This is a genomic window from Azospirillum aestuarii (assembly GCF_016632405.1).
Classification (GTDB): Bacteria; Pseudomonadota; Alphaproteobacteria; order Azospirillales; family Azospirillaceae; genus Azospirillum; species Azospirillum aestuarii.
The window spans coordinates 1-18,073 of the sequence record NZ_JAEPIV010000017.1 but is presented as its reverse complement, the minus strand read 5'-3'; the positions used below and the strand labels follow the sequence as shown (position 1 = coordinate 18,073).

Genomic DNA, 18,073 nt, shown 5'->3' with positions numbered 1-18,073 from the left:
ACGCTGGTTGAGGGGAGCCGGCATCATAGTCGTTTGTTGCGCCTCATGGAACAGATAAGCCGCAACTCCGGCAATTGTTGTTTTGCGGAAACGGGGGCACATTCCTCTCCAGACGAGGGGCCACAGGGCCTCGCACAGGAACCGGAGGAGCAGAGATGATCACGATCCGCAACCGCGACGAACGGGGCGCCGTCAACATGGGCTGGCTGAACAGCAAGCACAGCTTCTCGTTCGGCCATTACTACGACCCGGCCCATATGGGCTTCCGCGCTCTGCGCGTCATCAACGACGACCGCGTGATCCCCGGCGCTGGCTTCCCCACCCACGGGCACGCCGACATGGAGATCGTGTCCTACGTCCTGGACGGCGCGCTGGAGCACAAGGACACGCTGGGCACCAGCTCGGTCATCCGTCCCGGCGAGGTGCAGCGGATGAGCGCCGGGTCGGGCATCCGGCACAGCGAGTACAACGCTTCCAAGAAGGACCCGGCGCACTTCCTGCAGATCTGGATTCTGCCCGACGAGGAGGGGATGGTCCCCGGCTATGAGCAGAAGGCCTTCGCGCAGGAGGAGAAGCAGGGGCGCCTGCGCCTTGTCGGTTCCCGGGACGGGCGCGACGGCAGCGTGACCATCCACCAGGACGTGGACCTCTACGCCACGCTTCTGGACGAGGGCGACAGCGTGACCCACGAGCTGCGTCCGGGCCGCCACGCCTGGGTGCAGGTCGCCCGCGGTCAGGTCCGGCTGAACGGCACGGTCCTGAAGGAAGGTGACGGCGCCGCGATCAGCAAGGAGGAATCCCTGACGCTGGACGGCGTGGTCAGCGCCGAGGTCCTGCTGTTCGATCTGGCGTGAGGTGAGGAAGGTCCCCGCAGGGCGTGGGGACCTTCACATCCCCTCCGGGACAGCCAGGCGGATGCCCATGCGGCGGGCCTCCAGCATGAAGGCGCGGGTCATCTGCACCAAGTCGGTGCGCCAGTAGAGCTGCTCCAGCGGGTTGTCGAGGAAGTCCTCGGGCAGCATGGCGTAGCAGTAGGTCTCCACCACGCGCCGGTCGGGTTGCCAGGGGTCGGCGCCGTCGCGCCAGCCGATGGTCCAGCCGGCGTGGCCGGCGCCGATGGCCCAGCGTTCGAAATGCGGGGAGATGGTGGCGCTGGCCACCGGATCGGCGACCGGCACCTGATAGATCGCCACGAAGCGGCGGACGTTCAGTTGCAGGCGCATCACCAGCGATTCGTCGAAGGCGTCCACGCGGTACAGGCAGTCGGACGCCCCCTCCACATGGCTGAAGCGCACCGCGGCCCGCCTTGCGGCCTCCAGCGTCAGGCCGGACGGTTGGTCGGCCAGCGGCGGCGATTCATAGTCCACGGCGCGCAGCGCCTCCACCATGTCGCCGGTCAGGAAAAGGCGGATGCGCTGCTGCGCCTCGTCGATGGTCAGGCGGGTCATCGCGGGGTCGGTGTCCCTCTTGGTCCTTGGTTTCAGGACAACAGGCCGGCGGGCGCTTGGTTCAGGGCTCCACGTAGCCCAGCACACGCAGGCGCAGGTCGTGCGCCCGCGGGTCGCGGTCGAAGAACAGGCCGCCTTTCTGTTCGGAGCCGGCGGGCACATAGTCGAACTCGGCCACGGACGTTTCCAAAGCCTCGTCGCCTGCCATCAACTGTCCCTCCACCTGGACCTTCGCACCGGTCTTGCCGCCGTCGTTGGTGACCCGGATGTGGGCGAGCCAGCGCGGGCCCGCGGGAACCACCTCCTCCACGACGGCGGTGATCGCCGGTGGGCCGCTGCCGCGAGTGATGCCCTCGTAGCCCAGCACCCCCACCGAGCCCAGGAACAGCAAGAGCCCCACCCCCGACGAGATCCAGGCCAGCCGCGACACCGACGCGCTGCCGTCCTCGTCCCTGGATTCGATGTCGTTTTCCCGGATGTCGGCCATCGGTGTCCCTCCCGTCACACGATCAGGCGGGCGGTGGCGGCGCCCAGCGCGCTGGGGAAGCCCAGCACCACCGTGGCGGTCACCAGCTCCATCATCGACAGGCCGGCGACCCGCTCGAAGGTCCACAGCAGATAGAGGCTGATAAGCAGGGCGATGCCGTAGCCGGCGACCGAGAAGCGCAGGAAGACGGACAGGAACCCGTCGTCCCCGGCGCTCTCCTGCCCGGCGAAGCCCACCGTGTAGACGAAGACGTGCAGCAGCCCCAGCGACAGCACCGCCAGCGCCACCGCGTGCCAGGGCGACATCTTGTAGGAGATCAGGATCATCTCCTCGGTCGGGGCGACGTTGAAGCCGACGAACAGCGCGCCCGCCCCCATCAGGAACAATTCCCCCGGATAGCTGGAGCGGATGCGCCGCTCCTTGTCGCTGTCGTCCTGCTGGCCGAGTTGCTTGCGCGCCAGCATGGCGCCGATGCTGGCCGGCACGGACTGGAGCGCGATCTTGCCGATGATCTCCGGCAATGGCTGGTCCAGGCGCACGATGGCGAAGACGGTCAGCAGCGCCGCCGACATCAGGAAGCCGACGGCGAAGGCCGACAGCGCGTCGATCAGGTCGTCCTGCCAGCAGAAGGTTTCCTCGAACCCGGCGAAGTAGGACAGGCCGAACAGCACCGGCAGCGTCACCAGGATGAACAGGGCCAGCCGGAAGCGGTCCATGTAGAAGCCCAGCTCCCACATCTCCATGGTCATCAGCAGCGGCAGGGCGAAGATGATCGCCCCCGCCGACGCGCGGGCCAGCGCGCGGGCGAACTGCGCCTCGTCATGGAGAAAGCTGCGCTGGCGGGTGATGTCCATGGCCCATGAATGCGTGAGCGCAGCGGTTGGTTCCGGCGGTACCACGGCAGCGATCGGGGCCATGATCGGGGCCATGATCGGGGCCGCGACTTTCCTCTTGACCTTCCAATCGCTGGAAGGCGGAAGCTGGCGGCAACACACACCTTGTGGGAAGGAGTTCGTCATGGTTGCGTTCAAGGTTCCCGGCATGACCTGCGGCGGCTGCGCCGCCTCCGTCCGCCGCGCGCTCGGCGCCGTTGCCGGGGTCGAGGATGTGCAGATCGACCTGGACTCGAAGGACGTCCGCATCAGCGGTGCGCCCAGCGCCGATGCCCTGCGGACGGCCCTGGAGAAGGCGGGTTTCGAGGCCGAAGGGCTGCCTGTCGCGTAACGGTTTTCGGCACCCTTGACCTTCCAGTCATTGGAAGCCTTATGTGAGGGTGCCGGTTGACGACGAAGAAAGGACGATCATGTCCACCACCGACCTCGACATCGGCATTTCCGGCATGACCTGCGCCTCCTGCGTGGGGCGGGTGGAAAAGGCGCTATCGCGCCTGCCGGGCGTCACCGACGTGTCGGTCAACCTCGCCACCGAGCGGGCGCGGGTCGCCTTCGCGGGCGATCCCGATCCGCGGGCGGTGGCGGAGGCCATCGAAAACGTCGGCTTCGAACCGCAGAGGCAGGAGTTCGACCTGACGGTCGGCGGGATGACCTGCGCCTCCTGCGTCGCGCGCGTCGAGAAGGCGCTGCTGCGCGTGCCGGGGGTGGAATCCGCCGCCGTGAACCTCGCGACGGAGCGGGCGCACGTCACCGCCTATGCCGGAACGGTGGACGCCGCCCGTCTGGCCGAGGCGGTGGAGATGACCGGATTCACCGCCGCCTCCGTCGCCGATGCCGACTCCGACGCGGCGGCGGAGGACCCGGCGCAGGATCGCAACCGGCGGGACCTTCACCATGTGTTGATCGCCGCCGCCCTGTCGGCGCCGCTGGTTCTCGGCATGGCTGGGGACCTGCTGGGGCTGAACCTGATGCTGCCGCCCTGGGCGCAGTTCCTTTTGGCGACCCCGGTGCAGTTCTGGCTGGGCTGGCGCTTCTACCGGGCGGGCTGGATGGCGGCGCGCGCCGGGTCCGGCAACATGGACCTGCTGGTGGCGCTCGGCACCTCCGCGGCCTGGGGGCTCAGCGTCTACATGATGCTGACGGCGCATCCGGGCCACACGCCGCATCTCTATTTCGAGGCGTCGGCGGTGCTCATCACCTTCGTGCTGCTCGGCAAGTGGCTGGAGGCCCGCGCCAAGGGCCGGACGGCGGCGGCGATCCGTGCGCTGATGCAGCTTCGTCCCGACACCGCCCGCGTCCGCCGCGACGGCGTGGAGACGGAACTGCCCATCGCCCAGGTGCGCGTCGGCGACCGCGTGGCGGTCCGCCCCGGCGAGCGCATCCCCGTGGACGGGCGCGTGGCGGAGGGGGCGGGCAGCGTCGACGAATCCATGCTGACCGGCGAAAGCCTGCCGGTGGAGAAGGTGCCGGGCTCCCGCGTCACCGGCGGCTCCATCAATGTGGACGGGTTGCTGCTGGTCGAGACGGTGGCGGTGGGCGCCGAGACGATGCTCGCCAAGATCGTCCGCATGGTCGAGGGCGCCCAGGCGTCCAAGGCGCCGATCCAGAGGCTGGTCGATAAGGTGGCGGCGGTCTTCGTGCCGGTGGTGCTGGTCATCGCCGCGGTGACGCTGGCCGGCTGGTGGATTGGCACGGGGAATGTGGAGACGGCGATCATCACGGCGGTGTCGGTGCTGGTCATCGCCTGCCCCTGCGCACTGGGCCTCGCCACGCCGACCGCCATCATGGTCGGCACCGGGGCGGCGGCTCGCCACGGCATCCTGATCAAGGACGCGGAGGCGCTGGAGCGCGCCCACGCCATCACCGCCGTCGCCTTCGACAAGACCGGCACGCTGACCGAGGGCAAGCCCCGCGTCACCGATCTGGTCGCTGCGGATGGCTTCGACGACGCTGAGTTGCTGCGGCTGGCCGCGGCGCTGCAGAGCGGCAGCGAACACCCGCTCGCCCGCGCCGTCCGCGACCGTGCGGAGGAACAGGGCATGCCGGCCACGACGCCGGAGGGCTTCAAGGCGCTGGCCGGGCGCGGCGTGTCGGCCACCGTGGAGGGCCGCGCCCTGTTGCTGGGCAGCAGGCGGCTGATCGTGGAAGGCGGCCTGTCCGACGCGGCGCTGGAGGCGTGGGCGGCGGTGCTGGAATCCGCCGGGCGCACCGTGTCATGGCTGGTCGAAACGGCGCCGGAGCGGCGCGTGCTGGGCCTCGTCGCATTCGGCGACACGGTGAAGGACAGCGCCCGCGCCGCCGTCCGGTCCCTGAAGGCGCAGGGCGTGGAGACGGTGATGGTCACCGGCGACGGCGCCGGGGCCGCCCGCGCGGTGGCCGTCGACCTGGGCATCGACCGCGTCTTCGCGGAGGTGCTGCCGGACGGCAAGGCCGACGTGGTGGCGACGTTGAAGGCGGAGGGCAAGGTGGTCGGCATGGTCGGCGACGGCATCAACGACGCCCCGGCGCTGGCCGCCGCCGACGTCGGCATCGCCATGGCGACCGGCACCGACGTGGCGATGCACACCGCCGGGGTCACGCTGATGCGCGGCGATCCGGCGTTGGTGGCCGGCGCCATCGACGTGTCGCGCCGCACCTACTCCAAGATCCGCCAGGGGCTGTTCTGGGCCTTCATCTACAATCTGGTGGGCATCCCGCTGGCGGCGTCGGGCCTGCTCAGCCCGGTGCTGGCCGGGGCGGCGATGGCGCTGAGTTCGGTCAGCGTCGTGCTGAACGCCCTGTCGCTGCGGGGGTGGAAGCCATGAGCGCCGGCGGCATGACCATCGGGGATGCGGCGAAGGCGTCCGGCGTGAACGCCAAGCTGATCCGCTACTACGAATCCATCGGCCTGATCCCGGCGGCAGGGCGCACGGCGGCGGGCTACCGCGTCTATTCATCCAGCGAGGTGAACGTCCTGCGCTTCGTCAAGCGGGCGCGGACGCTGGGCTTCAGCATCGAGCGCATCCAGATCCTGGTCGGGTTGTGGCAGGACCGCAGCCGCTCCAGCGCCGAGGTGAAGCGCGTGGCGCTCGACCATGTGGCGGAACTGGAGGCCAAGATCGCCGAGTTGCGCGCGATGCGCGACACGCTCACCCATCTGGCCCACGCCTGCCACGGCGACGAGCGTCCGGATTGCCCGATCCTGCGGGATCTGGAGGAGGGTGGAGGGAGTTGCTGCCACGAGCCCCCACCCTGACCCTCCCCCGCTAACGCAGGGGAGGGGACAAGCTCCCTCTCCCGCCCAGCGGGGGAGGGAAGGGGGCCACGGCGCGAGCCGTGGGAAGGGTGGGGGCAATGGTCACTCCAACGCCGCCCTCAAGCTCGCCTCCAGCGGCCGCACCGTGTAGCCCAACTCCCGCATCGCTTTCCCGCTGTCGAACCCGCCGCCGCCCAGCGCCAGCCGGACCCCGGTGACCGAGGCGGTGGGTGGGTGGCCGGTCACATGGTCGGACAGCCATTCCTCCGCCCGCGCCGCGCCCAGCGCCAGGGCGGGCGGCACGGGGTGGCGACGGATGGGCTGACGCCCGCAAAGCTGGTCGATCCGCCGCACCAGATCGCCCAACCCGATGTCCACTCCTCCCAGAATGTAGCGCTCTCCGACCCGGCCTCGCTCGGCGGCCAGGATCATCCCCTGTGCGACGTCGCGCACGTCCACGAGGTTCAGCACGCAGTCCAGGATCAGCCGCGGCCCGCCGCGCCGGAACAGGCGCAGCATGGCGTTGGGCGGGGTGGGCAGCCGGTCGCCGGGGCCGATGGGCGCTGTGGGGTTGACCACCACCACCGGCAGCCCCTGCGCGGCGGCGGCCAGCGCGTCCTTTTCCGCGATATACTTGGACCGGCAATAGGGACCGGCCAGCGCCTCCAGCCCCGGATCGGCGCTCTCATCCAGCCGTTGGGGCAGACGGCGGGGCGGCGGGTGGCCGATCATCACGGCCTCCGTCGAGCAATGGACGACGCGCCGCAATCCCGGCACCCGCGCCGCCGCGTCCAGAACAACCCGTGTGCCCTGCCGGTTCACCCGGTCGAAGACGGTCGGGTCGCGGTCCCACAAGGTTGCCACGGCGGCGAGGTGATAGACCCGCTCCACCCCCTCCAGCGCGCGGGCCACCGCCGCCGCGTCGAGGATGGAGCCGCGCTGGAACTCCACGTCCGGCGGCGCGTCATTTGGCGGCTCCTGAAGGTCGAGGATGCGCACCCGCGCGCCCCGCGCCGCCAGCGCGGCCACCAGATGCCCGCCGATGAAACCGCTGCCCCCGGTGACGAGGGTGATGCCCATGCCTTTACGCCCCGCCGAGGATGCGGTCGGCGTTGCTGTTCAGGTCGCGGGTCAGGGCGGCCAGCCCGCCGCCGCGCAGCGTGCTCTGGAACTCCGAGCGCTGGGTGGCGAGCTGGCTGACCGTGCCCTTGGCCAGCACGTCGAGGATGCGCCAGCGGTCACCCTCCGGGCGCAGCAGGTAGCTCAGCCGCACCGGCGCCTTGCCCGCGCGCACCAGATCGGTGTCGACCAGCAGCATGCCGCGCGGGGCGGGCCGCTCGCCGACGATCTCAAGACGCTGGCCGTCGTAGCTGTCGAACCGGTCCACATATTGGGCGGCGCTGCGCCGGGCGAAGGCGTCCAGCGCCTGCCGCTTCTCCGGCTCGGCGGACTGGTCGAAATAGGGGGCGGCGGCGACCCGCAGAGCGGCCTCCAGATCGAAGGTGTCCAGCATCACCGGCAGGAAGCGCTGCAGGCGCGCCCGCGCCGGCTCCCGTCCCGCGGCCTCCCGCATCAGGGACAGGATGGCCTCGTTCAGACGCGCCACCGTGGCGCGGGCGCCCGGCGTGGTGCCGGCTTGCTGCGCCACGGCGGGAACCGGCAGCAGGCCAGCCGCCAGGACGGCCAGCGCGAGCGCGGCGCGCATCCATGTTCGGCGTGAGGAAGACCCAGTCATCGCGGTGCGCCCCGTCCTGTTCCGGCAAGAGTCGACAGGAAATCTGCCCGTTCGGGGCAGGCGGATTCAACCGTCCGTGTGGGATGTAACAGCGTCCGGCCCGGTCTATCCTCCTGCGCGATGCTGTCGAAGGGAGGTGTCCGGATGGGTGGACCGGCGAAGAGGCGAAGTGGATGGTCACCGATCCCGGATCATCCGCTGTATGGCTGCGACGCCATTACCCTGCTGACCGTGCTGGCGCGCAACGGCGGGCCGCGGGGGCGCGGCTGGCCGACAGCGCTGGCGGCGCTGGCCTCGGCCCTCGGGCGTGCGCCCTTCTCGTTGGCGGAGGCGGGATGGGTGGCGGCGCGGCGGCGAAAATCCGCCGGACTGCCGCCGCCGGTCTTCATCCTCGGCCATTGGCGCAGCGGCACCACCCATCTCTACAACGTGCTGAGCCGCGACCCGCAATTCGGCATCATCGACCCCTTCGCGGTCGGCCTGCCCTGGGACATGCTGGGGCTGGGGTCGGTGCTGCGGCCGTTGCTGGCCCGCGCCCTGCCGGAGCGGCGCTACATCGACAACGTACCGGTCAAGGCCGACAGCCCGCAGGAGGACGAGATCGCGCTGGCGAACATGTCGCCGATCTCCTTCTACCATGGCCTCTACTTCCCGGAGCGGTTCGACGAGAATCTGCGGCGCGGCCTCTATTTCGACGGCTGCACGGCGGCGGAGCGGGACGCATGGAAGCGCCGCTTCCTGTATTTCCTGGAGAAGGTGTCGATTGCCCAGGGCGGGCGCTGCATCCTGCTGAAGAACCCGGTCTACAGCGCGCGGGTCGCCATGATGCGGGAGATCTGGCCCGACGCGCGCTTCATCCACATCCACCGCGACCCGCGGGCGGTGTTCGTGTCGACGGTCGGCTTCTACCGGACGCTGCTGGCGCGGCTGGCGCTCCAGCCGCACGGGCACATCGACGTGGAGCGGGTGGTGCTGGACCATTACCCGCGCATCATGCAGACGCTGATCGACGACACGGCGAACCTGCCGGCGAACCGCTTCGCCGAAGTCCCCTTCGAACGGTTCGAGCAAGCGCCGCTGGAGGAGGTGGAGCGGCTGTACCTGACGCTGGACCTGCCGGGTTACGCGGCGGCGCAGCCGAATTTCGCGGCGTATCTGGGGGCGGTGAGCGATTACGCGAAGAACCGTCACCGCCTGTCGGACGAAGGGCGGGAGCGGGTGGACCGCGAATGGGCACCCTTCGTCGCGCGCTGGGGGGCCGGTGTGGCGTGAAGGGCGTGGCGTGGCGGAGTTTTGCCCCCACCCTGACCCTCCCCCGCTGGGCGGGGGAGGGAATGTGGCCCTCCCCCGCCCAGCGGGGGAGGGAGGGGACCCACGAAGTGGGGAGGGTGGGGGCAATGACCTTGCTTCTCCTTGCTCTCCTCACCCACCCCGCCCATGCCGCCTGCCGCACCATCTCCGTCACCGCCAACGGCGCTCCCGTCACCGGCATCGAGGACATGGCGCTCGACGCCACGCGCGGTCAGGCGGTGCTGTCCGCTTACGACCGCCGGGCCGGAACCACGGGCGGACTCTACCTGCTGAACCTGCAATCCCTCGACTCACCGGCCGTCGCCGCAACCCCCCTCGCCAGCGGCCTGCGCCCGGCGGGCATCGACCTGCGCGCGGAACCGGACGGCGCGCGGTCCCTGCTCGCCATCAGCCGCCGGGTGGACGGGTCGGCCACGGTCGAGCGCTACCGCCTGGACGGCGCCACCCTTACCCACCAAGGCACCACCGCCAGCCCCTTGCTCTGCCGGGCCAACGACGTCGCTTTCCTCGATGGTGAGCGTTTCCTGTTCACCAGCAGCCACGGCGGGTGCGGCTGGGGCGCCGTGATCGAGGACAACCTCCTCGGCGGGCGCCACGGCTTCGTCGGTCTGGTGGAAAACAACAACGCCCGCGTTCTGATCGGTGGGATCGGCTTCGCCAACGGCCTGTTTCCCGACCCGAAGCACGACCGGCTGACCGTCGCCGCCACGCGGGAGAACGTGCTGCTCGTCTACCGCCTGTCCGATCCGCAGGCGCCGCCGCGGCGCATCGCCGTGCCGGGCGGGCCGGACAACCTGACGATGGCCCCGGACGGGCGCCTGCTGGTGGCGTTGCACCCGTCGCCGTTCCAACTGGCGCTGCACCGCTACGGATGGCCGGGCGGGGCGGCGGCACCGACTCGCGTCGCGGCCCTCGGCCCTGCCGGAACGGAAATCCTGCTGGACGAGGACGGGCGGCGCTTTTCCGCCGCCACGGTCGCCCTCTCGTGGAACGGGCGGCTGATCGTCGGCTCGGTCACCGCGCCGGGACTGCTGATCTGCGACGAAGGCGCCAGCGGTGCCACAGGATCATCAGCGCCGGCAGCACCACCAGCGACGAGATGACCGTGTAGGTGATCGACACCGCCAGCAGCACCCCCATGCTGGACAGCCCGCGGTGGCTGGACAGCGCCAGCGTGGCGAAGGCGGTGCTGGTGGTCAGCGTGCTGACCAGCACCGCGCGCGGCGTGCTGGTCACCAGAAGCTCGATGCCGAAGGCGCTGTCCGATGCCCCTTCCCGCACCAGATCCTGCCCGCGCGAGACCATGTGGATGCTGCTCGACACGCCGAGCGCGAACAGCAGCGGGATGACGATGACGTTGGCGAAGTTGAAGGGGATGTCCAGCAGCCCGGCGGTCGCCATCGTCCACAGGGCGGCCAGGACCAGCGGCGCCAGGATCAGCACCATCCCGGTCACCGAGCGCTGCACGGCGACCAGCAGCAGCACCATCAGCACCAGCGTCAGCGCCGTCGCCTCCAGAAAGGAGGTGCCGACGACCCGTGCCGCCTCCGTCACCGTGACCGGGGCGCCGGTGGCGTTGGGTGCCACGGCCAGCACCGCGTCGGCGAAATCGGCCATGTCCCGGCTGTCGGAAATGTCGTGGGTGGGCAGCACCTCGACGCGCGCCCGTCCGTCCGCGGCGACCCAGCGGGCCTTCAGGCTGTCCGGCACGTCGGCGGCGGTCACCGGCTGCTCCACCGCCATGCCCTCGCGCAGCCGGTCGAGCAGCGGCGGAACGCCCCCGGTCAGGGCGGCGTCGAGCGTGGTGAGTTGCCCCGGCTGGATGCGGGCCAGCGAGCCGTCGAAACGCAGCACGGCGGCGCGCAACTCGGGCGGTCCGTCGCGCTTGTCCGTCCGATAGCCCTCCAGGACCGTTTTCAGCGTGGCGAAGGCGCGCTCCAACCCGCCCTGGTCCAGCGCGGCCAGGGTGGCCGGCGCGGTGAGGCTGGGGCCGATCAGCAGCGACATGTCCGCCAGAATCGGCAGCTTGGCCTCCTGGTCCTTGGGGATGAAGCTGGCGAAGGTGCGCACGCCGCCCGACTCCGGCAGGCTGCGCAGCCGGTCGGCCAGCGCCTGCGCGGCACCGAGATCCGGAGTCAGGATGTTGACGGAATAGGGGGAGGTGCGCGGGGTGGTCGCCAGATCGCGGTAGGTGGCGACGGCCTCCGTCCGTTCGTCTTGCAGGTTCAGCGGGTTGACGTCCAGCCGCACCAGCGGCAGCGCCGCCATGGACAGGACGACGCTGGCCCCGGCCAGGGCCAGGATGGCGCGGTGGTGGCGGGTGACCCAGCCGGCGAAGCCGCGGTCTTCGCGTTCCGGCGCGGGGACGCCGGGGCCGGGGCGCAGCAGGACGATCAGGGCGGGCAGAAGGGTCAGGCTGATGAGCAGGGCCACCACCATGCCGACGGCGGAGATGATGCCGAACTCCGCCAGCCCCAGATAGGCGGTCGGTACGAAGGACAGGAAGCCGATGATGGCGCACAGGGTGCTGAGCACCAGCGCCGGCCCGACCGCCCGCACCGCCTCGATGGCGGCGGCCAGCGGCGGCAGGCCGCGGCGCAGCTCCTCCTGGTAGCGCAGGCCGAGATGCCCGCCGTAATCGTCGCCCAGCCCGAAGAACATCACCGCGCAAGTGACCGAGATCAGGTTCAGCCGCCCCACGGTCAGCGCCGCCGCCCCGGCGCTCAGCGTCAGGCCCAGCAGCAGGACCACCATGATGCAGGCGATCAGCCGCCCCGACCGCATCCCGGCGATCAGCACCGCCGAGACCAGGATGAAGGACAGGATGCTGGCGAGGCCGGCGCTGTTGGCCACCGTGTCCAGCTCCGTCTGGCGCAGCGGTACGGCACCGGTGACCCGCATCTCGACCCCCTGGCCGACCGGCTCCGCCATCACCGCGCCAATGGCCTCGTGCACCGCGGTCACCGCGGGCCGCCCGCGCCCGAAGGAGTTGTTGTCCAGGATGGGCCGGGCCAGAACGAAGCGGCGGTTGGCTGCCCGGTCCTCCTCCTCCGCGGCCTGCACCAGCCCGGTCCAGGACAGCGGCACCGGATGTCCGTCCGCCACCGTCGCGGTGCTCACCGCCAGACGGTCCAGCAGATTGGCGGGAGAAGCCGGCGCCCCCTCGTCCGCGTGGGTCAGGATGAGGTCCAGCAGATCGGCCAGCCCCTGAAGGTTCGGGGCGGCGTTGAGCGCCCCCAGCGCCGCCTGCGCCCCGGCCAGCCGGGTGGCCAGATCCTGCAATTTTTCCGTGTCGAGAAAAAGCAGCCCGTACCGCAGGAAGTACAGATCGGCGGACGGCACCTCCACCGCCGACAGCACGTCCGTACGGGCGGACATGCGCTCCGCCAGGCGTACGGCGGCGGCGTCCGACTGGTCGGGAGACGGGCTATCCACCACCACGACGATCTGGTCGTCGGCGAAGGGAAAAGCCCGCCGGTATTCCTCCGTGTGCTGGCGGAAGGCGGTGTCCGGCGCGATCATGTCCGCCGTGCTGGTGCTCATTGTCAGGTTTTCGGCGGAATACCAGCCGGCCAGGACGGACAGCAGCACCCCGACCGCCAGCGTCACCCGCGGCCTTCGGCAGGACAGGGCGCCCAGGCCCCCGATCATGGCGCGGCCGAAGTCCGCCATCCGGCCCAGGACACCTTGCCGTTCTGTCACGCTGTACGTCCCTCCCTAGAAGCGTACGCAGTCTGCCAGGACAACCTTTGGCACCCAACGTACGCTACCGTATCTTACTTCCAACCCATGGGCGAAGCGCGGCACCTCGTTACCCTGATACCTCCACCATGGGGAACACCGGGGCAAAGCGGGAGCGCCGATGCAAGACCACAACGCAAGCACAACCTTGCGGGTCCAACGGACCGATCCTTCGGCCAAGGCCGTGAGCGACGCCGTGGCCGAGGCCACGGACGCCCTGATCCGCCGCCAGCAGGCCGACGGCCATTGGGTGTTCGAACTGGAGGCCGACGCCACCATCCCGTCCGAATATCTGCTGCTGCACCACATCCTCGACGAGATCGATCCGGAACTGGAAGCCGGTCTGGCGACCTTCATCCGCGGGCGGCAGGGCAAGGACGGCGGCTGGCCGCTGTTCTTCGGCGGCGCCATGGACATCAGCTGCAGCGTGAAGGCCTACTTCGCGCTGAAGGCCGCGGGGGACAGCCCCGACGCTGCGCACATGCGCCGCGCCCGCGAGGCGATCCTGGCGCGCGGCGGGGCGGCGCGCTGCAACGTCTTCACCCGCATCCTGCTGGCCCAGTTCGGGCAGATTCCCTGGCGGGCGGTGCCGGCGATGCCGGTGGAGGTGATGAACCTGCCGCCCTGGTCGCCCTTCCACATCTCCCGCATCTCCTACTGGTCGCGGACGGTCGTGGTGCCGCTGCTGGTCGTCATGGCGCACCGGCTGCGCGCCCGCAACCCGCGCGGCATCGGCATCGCGGAGCTGTTCACTGAGCCGCCGGAGCGTGTGCGCAACTGGCACAGCAACAACGGGCGCGGCGGCTGGGCCACGCTGTTCCGGGCGCTGGACGCGGCGCTGCACGCGGTGGAGCCGCGCCTGCCGGCCAATGGGCGCCAGACGGCCATCGACCGCGCCGTGCGCTTCGTGACCGAGCGGCTGAACGGGGAGGACGGGCTGGGCGCCATCTTTCCGGCGATGGTCAATGCCGTGCTGATGTTCCATTGCCTGGGGTTGCCGCCCGACCATCCCGACGCGGCCACGGCGCGCCGCGCGCTGCGCGGGCTGGTGGTGCGTCAGTCGGGGCGGGTCTATTGCCAGCCCTGCCTGTCGCCGGTGTGGGACACCGCGATCATCTGCAACGCCCTGCTGGAAACCGGCAGCCCGCGGGCCCGCGCCGCGGCCCGGCGCGGGGCGGACTGGCTGGTCGACCGGCAGATCCTGGACGTGGAGGGCGATTGGGCGTGGCAGCGTCCGGGGCTGGCGTCGGGCGGCTGGGCCTTCCAGTACAACAACGCCCATTACCCCGACACCGACGACACCGCCATGGTGGTGATGGCCCTGCAGCGGCTGGACGCCGACCGCTATGGCGAGCCGATCCGCCGCGCGCGGGACTGGATTGTCGGGATGCAGAGCCGCAACGGCGGCTGGGGCGCCTTCGACGCCGAGAACCAGCACGACTTCCTCAACCACATCCCCTTCGCCGACCACGGCGCCCTGCTCGACCCGCCGACCGCCGACGTGACGGCGCGCTGCGTCACGATGCTGGCCCGGCTGGGCGAGGGGCGCGACACCGTGCCGACCCGCCGCGGCCTGACCTTCCTGGAGCGCGAGCAGGAAAGTGATGGGGCCTGGTTCGGGCGCTGGGGCACCAACTACGTCTACGGCACCTGGTCGGCGCTGGAGGCGCTGAACGCCGGCGGGGTGCCGCACGCCGCCCCGGCCGTGCAGCGCGCCGCGCGGTGGCTGCTGGCGCACCAGCGCGCGGACGGCGGCTGGGGCGAGGACGGCGCCAGCTACTGGGCCGGCAACCCGCGCGGCGAGGGGGCGGTCTCCACCGCCTCGCAGACCGCCTGGGCGCTGCTGGGGCTGATGGCGGCCGGCAAGGGCGATCACCCGGCGGTGGAGCGCGGCGTGGACTATCTGCTGTCCGCCCGCGACGCCGAGGGGCTGTGGAGCGAGGAGCCCTTCACCGCCGTGGGGTTCCCGCGTGTCTTCTATCTCAAGTACCACGGCTACGCGGCGAGCTTTCCACTGTGGGCGCTGGCCCGCTACCGGGCCTTGAGGGCGTGAAACCTGAGGGCGTGAAAGGAACGGCGGCGGTTTTGGCCGCGGCGCTGATGGTGACCGTCCAGGGCGTGCGCAACGGCGACGGTCGGATCGTCCTCGCCGTCTGCGCGGAGGAGACCTATCCGGCGGGGCGCTGCGCCTTCCGGATCACCGCCCCGGCGGCGGAGGGTTCGGTGCGCGTCGCCGTGCCCGATCTGCCGCCGGGGACCTACGCGTTGCGCGCCTATCACGACGAGAACGGCAACGGACAGTTGGACCGCAACCTTCTCGGCGTGCCGCGGGAAGGCCTCGGCTTCGGCAACGACGCCCCTGTGCTCCTGGCGCCGCCGAGCTTCCGCGACGCCGCCGTGACGGTGGGAGAGGATGGCGTGGAGACGGCGTTGACGCTGCGTTACTGGATATCGCCGTAGGGAGGCATGATGGTCGCCGCGATCCTCACCGGCATGGCGCTCGAAGCCCATCTGGCCCGCCGCAGCGGGCTGCCCGTTGCCTGCGCCACCGGGGACGCCGCCGCCGCGGTGGCGGCGCATCGGCTGCTGGAGGGGGGCGCCTGCGGGATCGTCAGCTTCGGCATCGCGGGCGGCTTGGCAGCTGACCTGCGGCCCGGATCGCTGGTCCTGGCGAGGGCCGTCGTCGATGAGGACGGCGCCGTCTTTGAGGCTTGCCGGTTCTGGCAGGATCGACTGCGCGACGCCTTGCCGCAGGCGCACTCCGCGTTGGTGGCCGGCGCCCGCATGCCCACGGCGACGGTCGGTGACAAGGCACGGCTGCGGGCGCTGAGCGGCGCTGTGGCGGTCGATCTGGAAAGCTTGGCCGTCGCGCGTGTCTGCCGAGCCTGGGGGCGGCCCTTCGCCGTTTTGCGGGCGGTCGCCGACCCGGCGTGGCGGGCGCTGCCCACGGCGGCGCTGGCCGGGTTGGACGGGGCAGGGCGCATCACTCCCGGCGCCGTGCTGGCGCGGCTGGCCGCCGACCCCGGCCAACTCATGGCGCTGGGCCGGCTGGCCTGGGACCTCGGCCGTGCCCTGGCGGCGCTCCGCCGGGCTGCCCAAGCCATTCCAGCGGATTTACTCGGCGGCGGCCCGCTCGGCCTCGATCCGGCGCAGGGTGTCCGCGACGTGGCGTGAGAAGACCTCATCTGCCGGGCGCTGGCGGTCCAGCGGGATTTCCGGCGCCATCGGCCCGTCCGTGCGCGGGCCGCGCAGGCTGACCGCCAGCGCCGACAGCGGGTGGCGCAGCGTGTCCTCCACCGCGGTCGGCTCATAGCCGCTGTGGACCATGCAGTCGGCGCATTTCTCGTAATTGCCGGTGCCGTAGGCGTCCCAGTCCGTCTCCTCCATCAGCGCCTTGAAGGTCGGGGCATAGCCCTCGCCCAGCAGGTAGCAGGGACGCTGCCAGCCGAAGACGTTGCGCGTCGGGTTGCCCCACGGCGCGCAACGGTAGCTGCGGTTGCCGGCCAGGAAGTCCAGGAACAGGGACGATTGCGAGAAGCGCCATTTTTTACCCCGCCCGCGCGCGAAGACGTCGCGGAACAGCTCCTTGGTCTTGCGGCGGTTCAGGAAATGCTCCTGGTCCGGCGCGCGTTCATAGGCGTAGCCGGGCGACACGGTGACGGCGTCGATGCCGGCGGCCATGGCCTCGTCGAAAAAGGCGGCGATCTTCTCCGGCTCCGCCCCGTCGAACAGGGTGCAATTGATGTTGACGCGGAAGCCGCGCGCCTTGGCGGTGCGGATCGCCGCGACGGCGCGGTCGTAGACACCCGGCTGGCAGACCGCCTTGTCATGCTCCTCCCGCCCGCCGTCGAGATGGACCGACCATGTGAAGAAGGGGCTGGGTGTGAAGCGGTCGAGCCGCTTTTCCATCAGCAGGGCGTTGGTGCAGAGATAGACGAACTTGCGGCGCGCCACGATCCCCGCGGCGATGGTGTGGATCTCGGGGTGCAGCAGCGGCTCGCCACCGGCGATGGAGACCACCGGGGCGCCGCACTCGTCCACCGCGCCCAGCGCCTCCTCCACCGACAGGCGGCGGCGCAGGATCGGGTCGGGATAGTCGATCTTGCCGCAGCCCGCACAGGCGAGGTTGCAGCGGAACAGCGGCTCCATCATCAGCACCAGCGGGAAGCGCCGGTTGCCGCTGAGGCGCTGGCGCAGCACGTAGGCGCCGACCAGCGCCGCCTGGATCGCGGGAACGGCCATGGTTACGCCTCTCCCGGACCATCATGGATTGCCGTCTGGTGAATCGCCGTCATGCGCCTATCCCTGAAATTGCGTCGCGCTCCAGTTTGGAGCGTCCGGAGACGCACGGCAGGTAGATTACTGTATGATACTTGCCGGACTCTGGTGTGGTCCGGCTCCGCCTTTCATCCTTCGTAGGCCGTAAAACCACAGCGCGCGCGACCGCCGCGCCGGCCGCTGTACCGGTTGACGGCCCATAAAGGGGGAGGCACCGGCCATGAAGAACAAGACCCCGCCCAGCGGGACGCCTCTGCTCGACCGGGTGCGCACTCCCGTCGATTTGCGCCGCTTGAAACCGCGCCAACTGCGACAGCTGGCCGACGAACTGCGAGCCGAGACGATCGGCGCGGTGTCGGTGACCGGCGGTCATCTGGGCGCCGGGCTGGGGGTGGTCGAATTGACCGTGGCGCTGCACTACGTCTTCGACACGCCGGTGGACCGGCTGATCTGGGACGTCGGGCACCAGTGCTACCCGCACAAGATCCTGACCGGACGCCGCGACCGCATCCGTACGCTCCGTACCGGCGGGGGCTTGAGCGGATTCACGAGACGTACGGAGAGCGCGTACGACCCCTTCGGGGCGGCTCACAGTTCCACCGCCATGTCGGCGGGGCTGGGCATGGCGGTGGCGCGCGACCGGCTGGGCCGCCGCAACCACGTGGTCGCGGTGGTCGGCGACGGCGCGATGAGCGCCGGCATGGCCTATGAGGCGATGAACAACATCGGTTCCGGCGACAGCCGGGTGATCGTGGTGCTCAACGACAACAACATGTCGATCGCCCCGCCGGTCGGCGCCCTGTCGGCCTATCTGTCGCGGCTGATCTCCTCCAAGCCCTTCCTGACCCTGCGGCATTTCGCGGAGGATCTGGCCGGACACATGCCGCGTCCGTTGCGCACGGCGGCGCGGCGGGCGGAGGAGTACGCCCGCGGCATGGTCACCGG

17 protein-coding genes are annotated in these 18,073 nt (G+C 70.7%); 10 read left to right on the top strand and 7 right to left on the bottom strand.

Going from position 1 to position 18,073, the window contains the following annotated elements; all coding sequences use genetic code 11:
• Positions 1-155: 155 nt before the first annotated feature.
• A complete protein-coding gene (locus JJL56_RS22965; RefSeq protein WP_200486453.1) occupies positions 156-854 on the top strand; it encodes a pirin family protein in 699 nt (232 codons plus the stop codon).
• 33 nt (positions 855-887) lie between these two features.
• Here the strand turns inward: JJL56_RS22965 and JJL56_RS22960 are convergent, their stop codons facing one another.
• The 3 genes from JJL56_RS22960 to JJL56_RS22950 form a co-directional block, all read right to left on the bottom strand.
• Positions 888-1,448: a hypothetical protein gene (locus JJL56_RS22960; RefSeq protein WP_040134496.1), complete on the bottom strand. Its 561-nt coding sequence runs from the start codon at positions 1,446-1,448 to the stop codon at positions 888-890.
• A 61-nt stretch (positions 1,449-1,509) separates the two neighbouring features.
• The gene (locus tag JJL56_RS22955; protein WP_145629498.1) at positions 1,510-1,935 is read right to left on the bottom strand and encodes a hypothetical protein; all 426 of its coding nucleotides are present in this window, start codon (positions 1,933-1,935) and stop codon (positions 1,510-1,512) included.
• A 14-nt stretch (positions 1,936-1,949) separates the two neighbouring features.
• Entirely contained in the window at positions 1,950-2,789 is an 840-nt protein-coding gene (locus JJL56_RS22950) for a TIGR02587 family membrane protein (protein WP_200486452.1), read from the bottom strand.
• A 163-nt stretch (positions 2,790-2,952) separates the two neighbouring features.
• Here JJL56_RS22950 and JJL56_RS22945 point away from each other — a divergent pair, with 163 nt between their 5' ends.
• The 3 genes from JJL56_RS22945 to cueR all read left to right on the top strand — a co-directional run bounded on the left by JJL56_RS22945 (position 2,953) and on the right by cueR (position 6,063).
• Positions 2,953-3,159 carry a heavy-metal-associated domain-containing protein gene (locus tag JJL56_RS22945; protein WP_145629500.1) on the top strand — a complete coding sequence of 69 codons (207 nt, stop codon included), beginning with the start codon at positions 2,953-2,955 and terminating at the stop codon, positions 3,157-3,159.
• 79 nt (positions 3,160-3,238) lie between these two features.
• A complete protein-coding gene (locus JJL56_RS22940; protein WP_200486451.1) occupies positions 3,239-5,632 on the top strand; it encodes a heavy metal translocating P-type ATPase in 2,394 nt (797 codons plus the stop codon).
• Positions 5,629-6,063 (top strand): Cu(I)-responsive transcriptional regulator, encoded by a 435-nt coding sequence (gene cueR / locus JJL56_RS22935; RefSeq protein WP_425599141.1) that lies wholly within the window; start codon positions 5,629-5,631, stop codon positions 6,061-6,063. Before JJL56_RS22940 ends, cueR begins: the two co-directional genes overlap by 4 nt.
• 102 nt (positions 6,064-6,165) lie before the next feature.
• Here the strand turns inward: cueR and JJL56_RS22930 are convergent, their stop codons facing one another.
• Entirely contained in the window at positions 6,166-7,143 is a 978-nt protein-coding gene (locus JJL56_RS22930) for an NAD-dependent epimerase/dehydratase family protein (protein ID WP_200486450.1), read from the bottom strand.
• A gap of 4 nt (positions 7,144-7,147) precedes the next feature.
• A complete protein-coding gene (locus JJL56_RS22925; RefSeq protein ID WP_145629505.1) occupies positions 7,148-7,768 on the bottom strand; it encodes an ABC transporter substrate-binding protein in 621 nt (206 codons plus the stop codon).
• A 174-nt stretch (positions 7,769-7,942) separates the two neighbouring features.
• On the opposite strand from JJL56_RS22925, the gene JJL56_RS22920 reads away from it, so the two are divergent.
• Both JJL56_RS22920 and JJL56_RS22915 read left to right on the top strand, forming a co-directional pair.
• Positions 7,943-9,070: a sulfotransferase family protein gene (locus JJL56_RS22920; protein ID WP_200486449.1), complete on the top strand. Its 1,128-nt coding sequence runs from the start codon at positions 7,943-7,945 to the stop codon at positions 9,068-9,070.
• Positions 9,071-9,195: 125 nt separating this feature from the next.
• Complete coding sequence (locus JJL56_RS22915) at positions 9,196-10,212, top strand: SMP-30/gluconolactonase/LRE family protein (RefSeq protein WP_211111950.1); 1,017 nt, start codon at positions 9,196-9,198, stop codon at positions 10,210-10,212.
• Here the strand turns inward: JJL56_RS22915 and JJL56_RS22910 are convergent.
• Entirely contained in the window at positions 10,124-12,811 is a 2,688-nt protein-coding gene (locus JJL56_RS22910; protein ID WP_200486448.1) for an MMPL family transporter, read from the bottom strand. The genes JJL56_RS22915 and JJL56_RS22910 overlap by 89 nt on opposite strands.
• 160 nt (positions 12,812-12,971) lie before the next feature.
• Between JJL56_RS22910 and shc the strand changes: the two genes are divergently transcribed.
• The 3 genes from shc to JJL56_RS22895 are packed head-to-tail and all read left to right on the top strand — an operon-like array spanning position 12,972 to position 16,024.
• Positions 12,972-14,903 carry a squalene--hopene cyclase gene (gene shc / locus JJL56_RS22905; RefSeq protein WP_200486447.1) on the top strand — a complete coding sequence of 644 codons (1,932 nt, stop codon included), beginning with the start codon at positions 12,972-12,974 and terminating at the stop codon, positions 14,901-14,903.
• 11 nt (positions 14,904-14,914) lie between these two features.
• Positions 14,915-15,310 carry a DUF2141 domain-containing protein gene (locus tag JJL56_RS22900; RefSeq protein ID WP_247889676.1) on the top strand — a complete coding sequence of 132 codons (396 nt, stop codon included), beginning with the start codon at positions 14,915-14,917 and terminating at the stop codon, positions 15,308-15,310.
• Between the two features lie 6 nt (positions 15,311-15,316).
• Positions 15,317-16,024, top strand: a complete 708-nt coding sequence (locus tag JJL56_RS22895; protein ID WP_200486446.1) for a phosphorylase family protein — start codon at positions 15,317-15,319, stop codon at positions 16,022-16,024.
• On the opposite strand, the gene hpnH is transcribed toward JJL56_RS22895, so the two are convergent.
• On the bottom strand, positions 15,965-17,092 hold the full coding sequence (hpnH, locus tag JJL56_RS22890; RefSeq protein ID WP_145629511.1) for an adenosyl-hopene transferase HpnH: 1,128 nt from the start codon (positions 17,090-17,092) through the stop codon (positions 15,965-15,967). The two genes, JJL56_RS22895 and hpnH, sit on opposite strands and share 60 nt — an antisense overlap.
• A gap of 256 nt (positions 17,093-17,348) precedes the next feature.
• On the opposite strand from hpnH, the gene JJL56_RS22885 reads away from it, so the two are divergent.
• Positions 17,349-18,073 (top strand): 1-deoxy-D-xylulose-5-phosphate synthase N-terminal domain-containing protein (locus tag JJL56_RS22885; protein WP_282188946.1); only part of this gene is annotated, 725 nt, incomplete at its 3' end.

Bases quoted from the DNA above. Each gene is read 5' to 3' on its own strand.
- JJL56_RS22915 (WP_211111950.1), top strand. From the start codon at position 9,196: ATGACCTTGCTTCTCCTTGCTCTCCTCACCCACCCCGCCCATGCCGCC.
- shc (WP_200486447.1), top strand. From the start codon at position 12,972: ATGCAAGACCACAACGCAAGCACAACCTTGCGGGTCCAACGGACCGAT.
- JJL56_RS22940 (WP_200486451.1), top strand. From the start codon at position 3,239: ATGTCCACCACCGACCTCGACATCGGCATTTCCGGCATGACCTGCGCC.
- JJL56_RS22920 (WP_200486449.1), top strand. From the start codon at position 7,943: ATGGGTGGACCGGCGAAGAGGCGAAGTGGATGGTCACCGATCCCGGAT.
- cueR (WP_425599141.1), top strand. From the start codon at position 5,629: ATGAGCGCCGGCGGCATGACCATCGGGGATGCGGCGAAGGCGTCCGGC.
- hpnH (WP_145629511.1), bottom strand. From the start codon at position 17,092: ATGGCCGTTCCCGCGATCCAGGCGGCGCTGGTCGGCGCCTACGTGCTG.
- JJL56_RS22925 (WP_145629505.1), bottom strand. From the start codon at position 7,768: ATGCGCGCCGCGCTCGCGCTGGCCGTCCTGGCGGCTGGCCTGCTGCCG.
- JJL56_RS22930 (WP_200486450.1), bottom strand. From the start codon at position 7,143: ATGGGCATCACCCTCGTCACCGGGGGCAGCGGTTTCATCGGCGGGCAT.
- JJL56_RS22945 (WP_145629500.1), top strand. From the start codon at position 2,953: ATGGTTGCGTTCAAGGTTCCCGGCATGACCTGCGGCGGCTGCGCCGCC.
- JJL56_RS22895 (WP_200486446.1), top strand. From the start codon at position 15,317: ATGATGGTCGCCGCGATCCTCACCGGCATGGCGCTCGAAGCCCATCTG.
- JJL56_RS22950 (WP_200486452.1), bottom strand. From the start codon at position 2,789: ATGGACATCACCCGCCAGCGCAGCTTTCTCCATGACGAGGCGCAGTTC.
- JJL56_RS22965 (WP_200486453.1), top strand. From the start codon at position 156: ATGATCACGATCCGCAACCGCGACGAACGGGGCGCCGTCAACATGGGC.
- JJL56_RS22955 (WP_145629498.1), bottom strand. From the start codon at position 1,935: ATGGCCGACATCCGGGAAAACGACATCGAATCCAGGGACGAGGACGGC.
- JJL56_RS22960 (WP_040134496.1), bottom strand. From the start codon at position 1,448: ATGACCCGCCTGACCATCGACGAGGCGCAGCAGCGCATCCGCCTTTTC.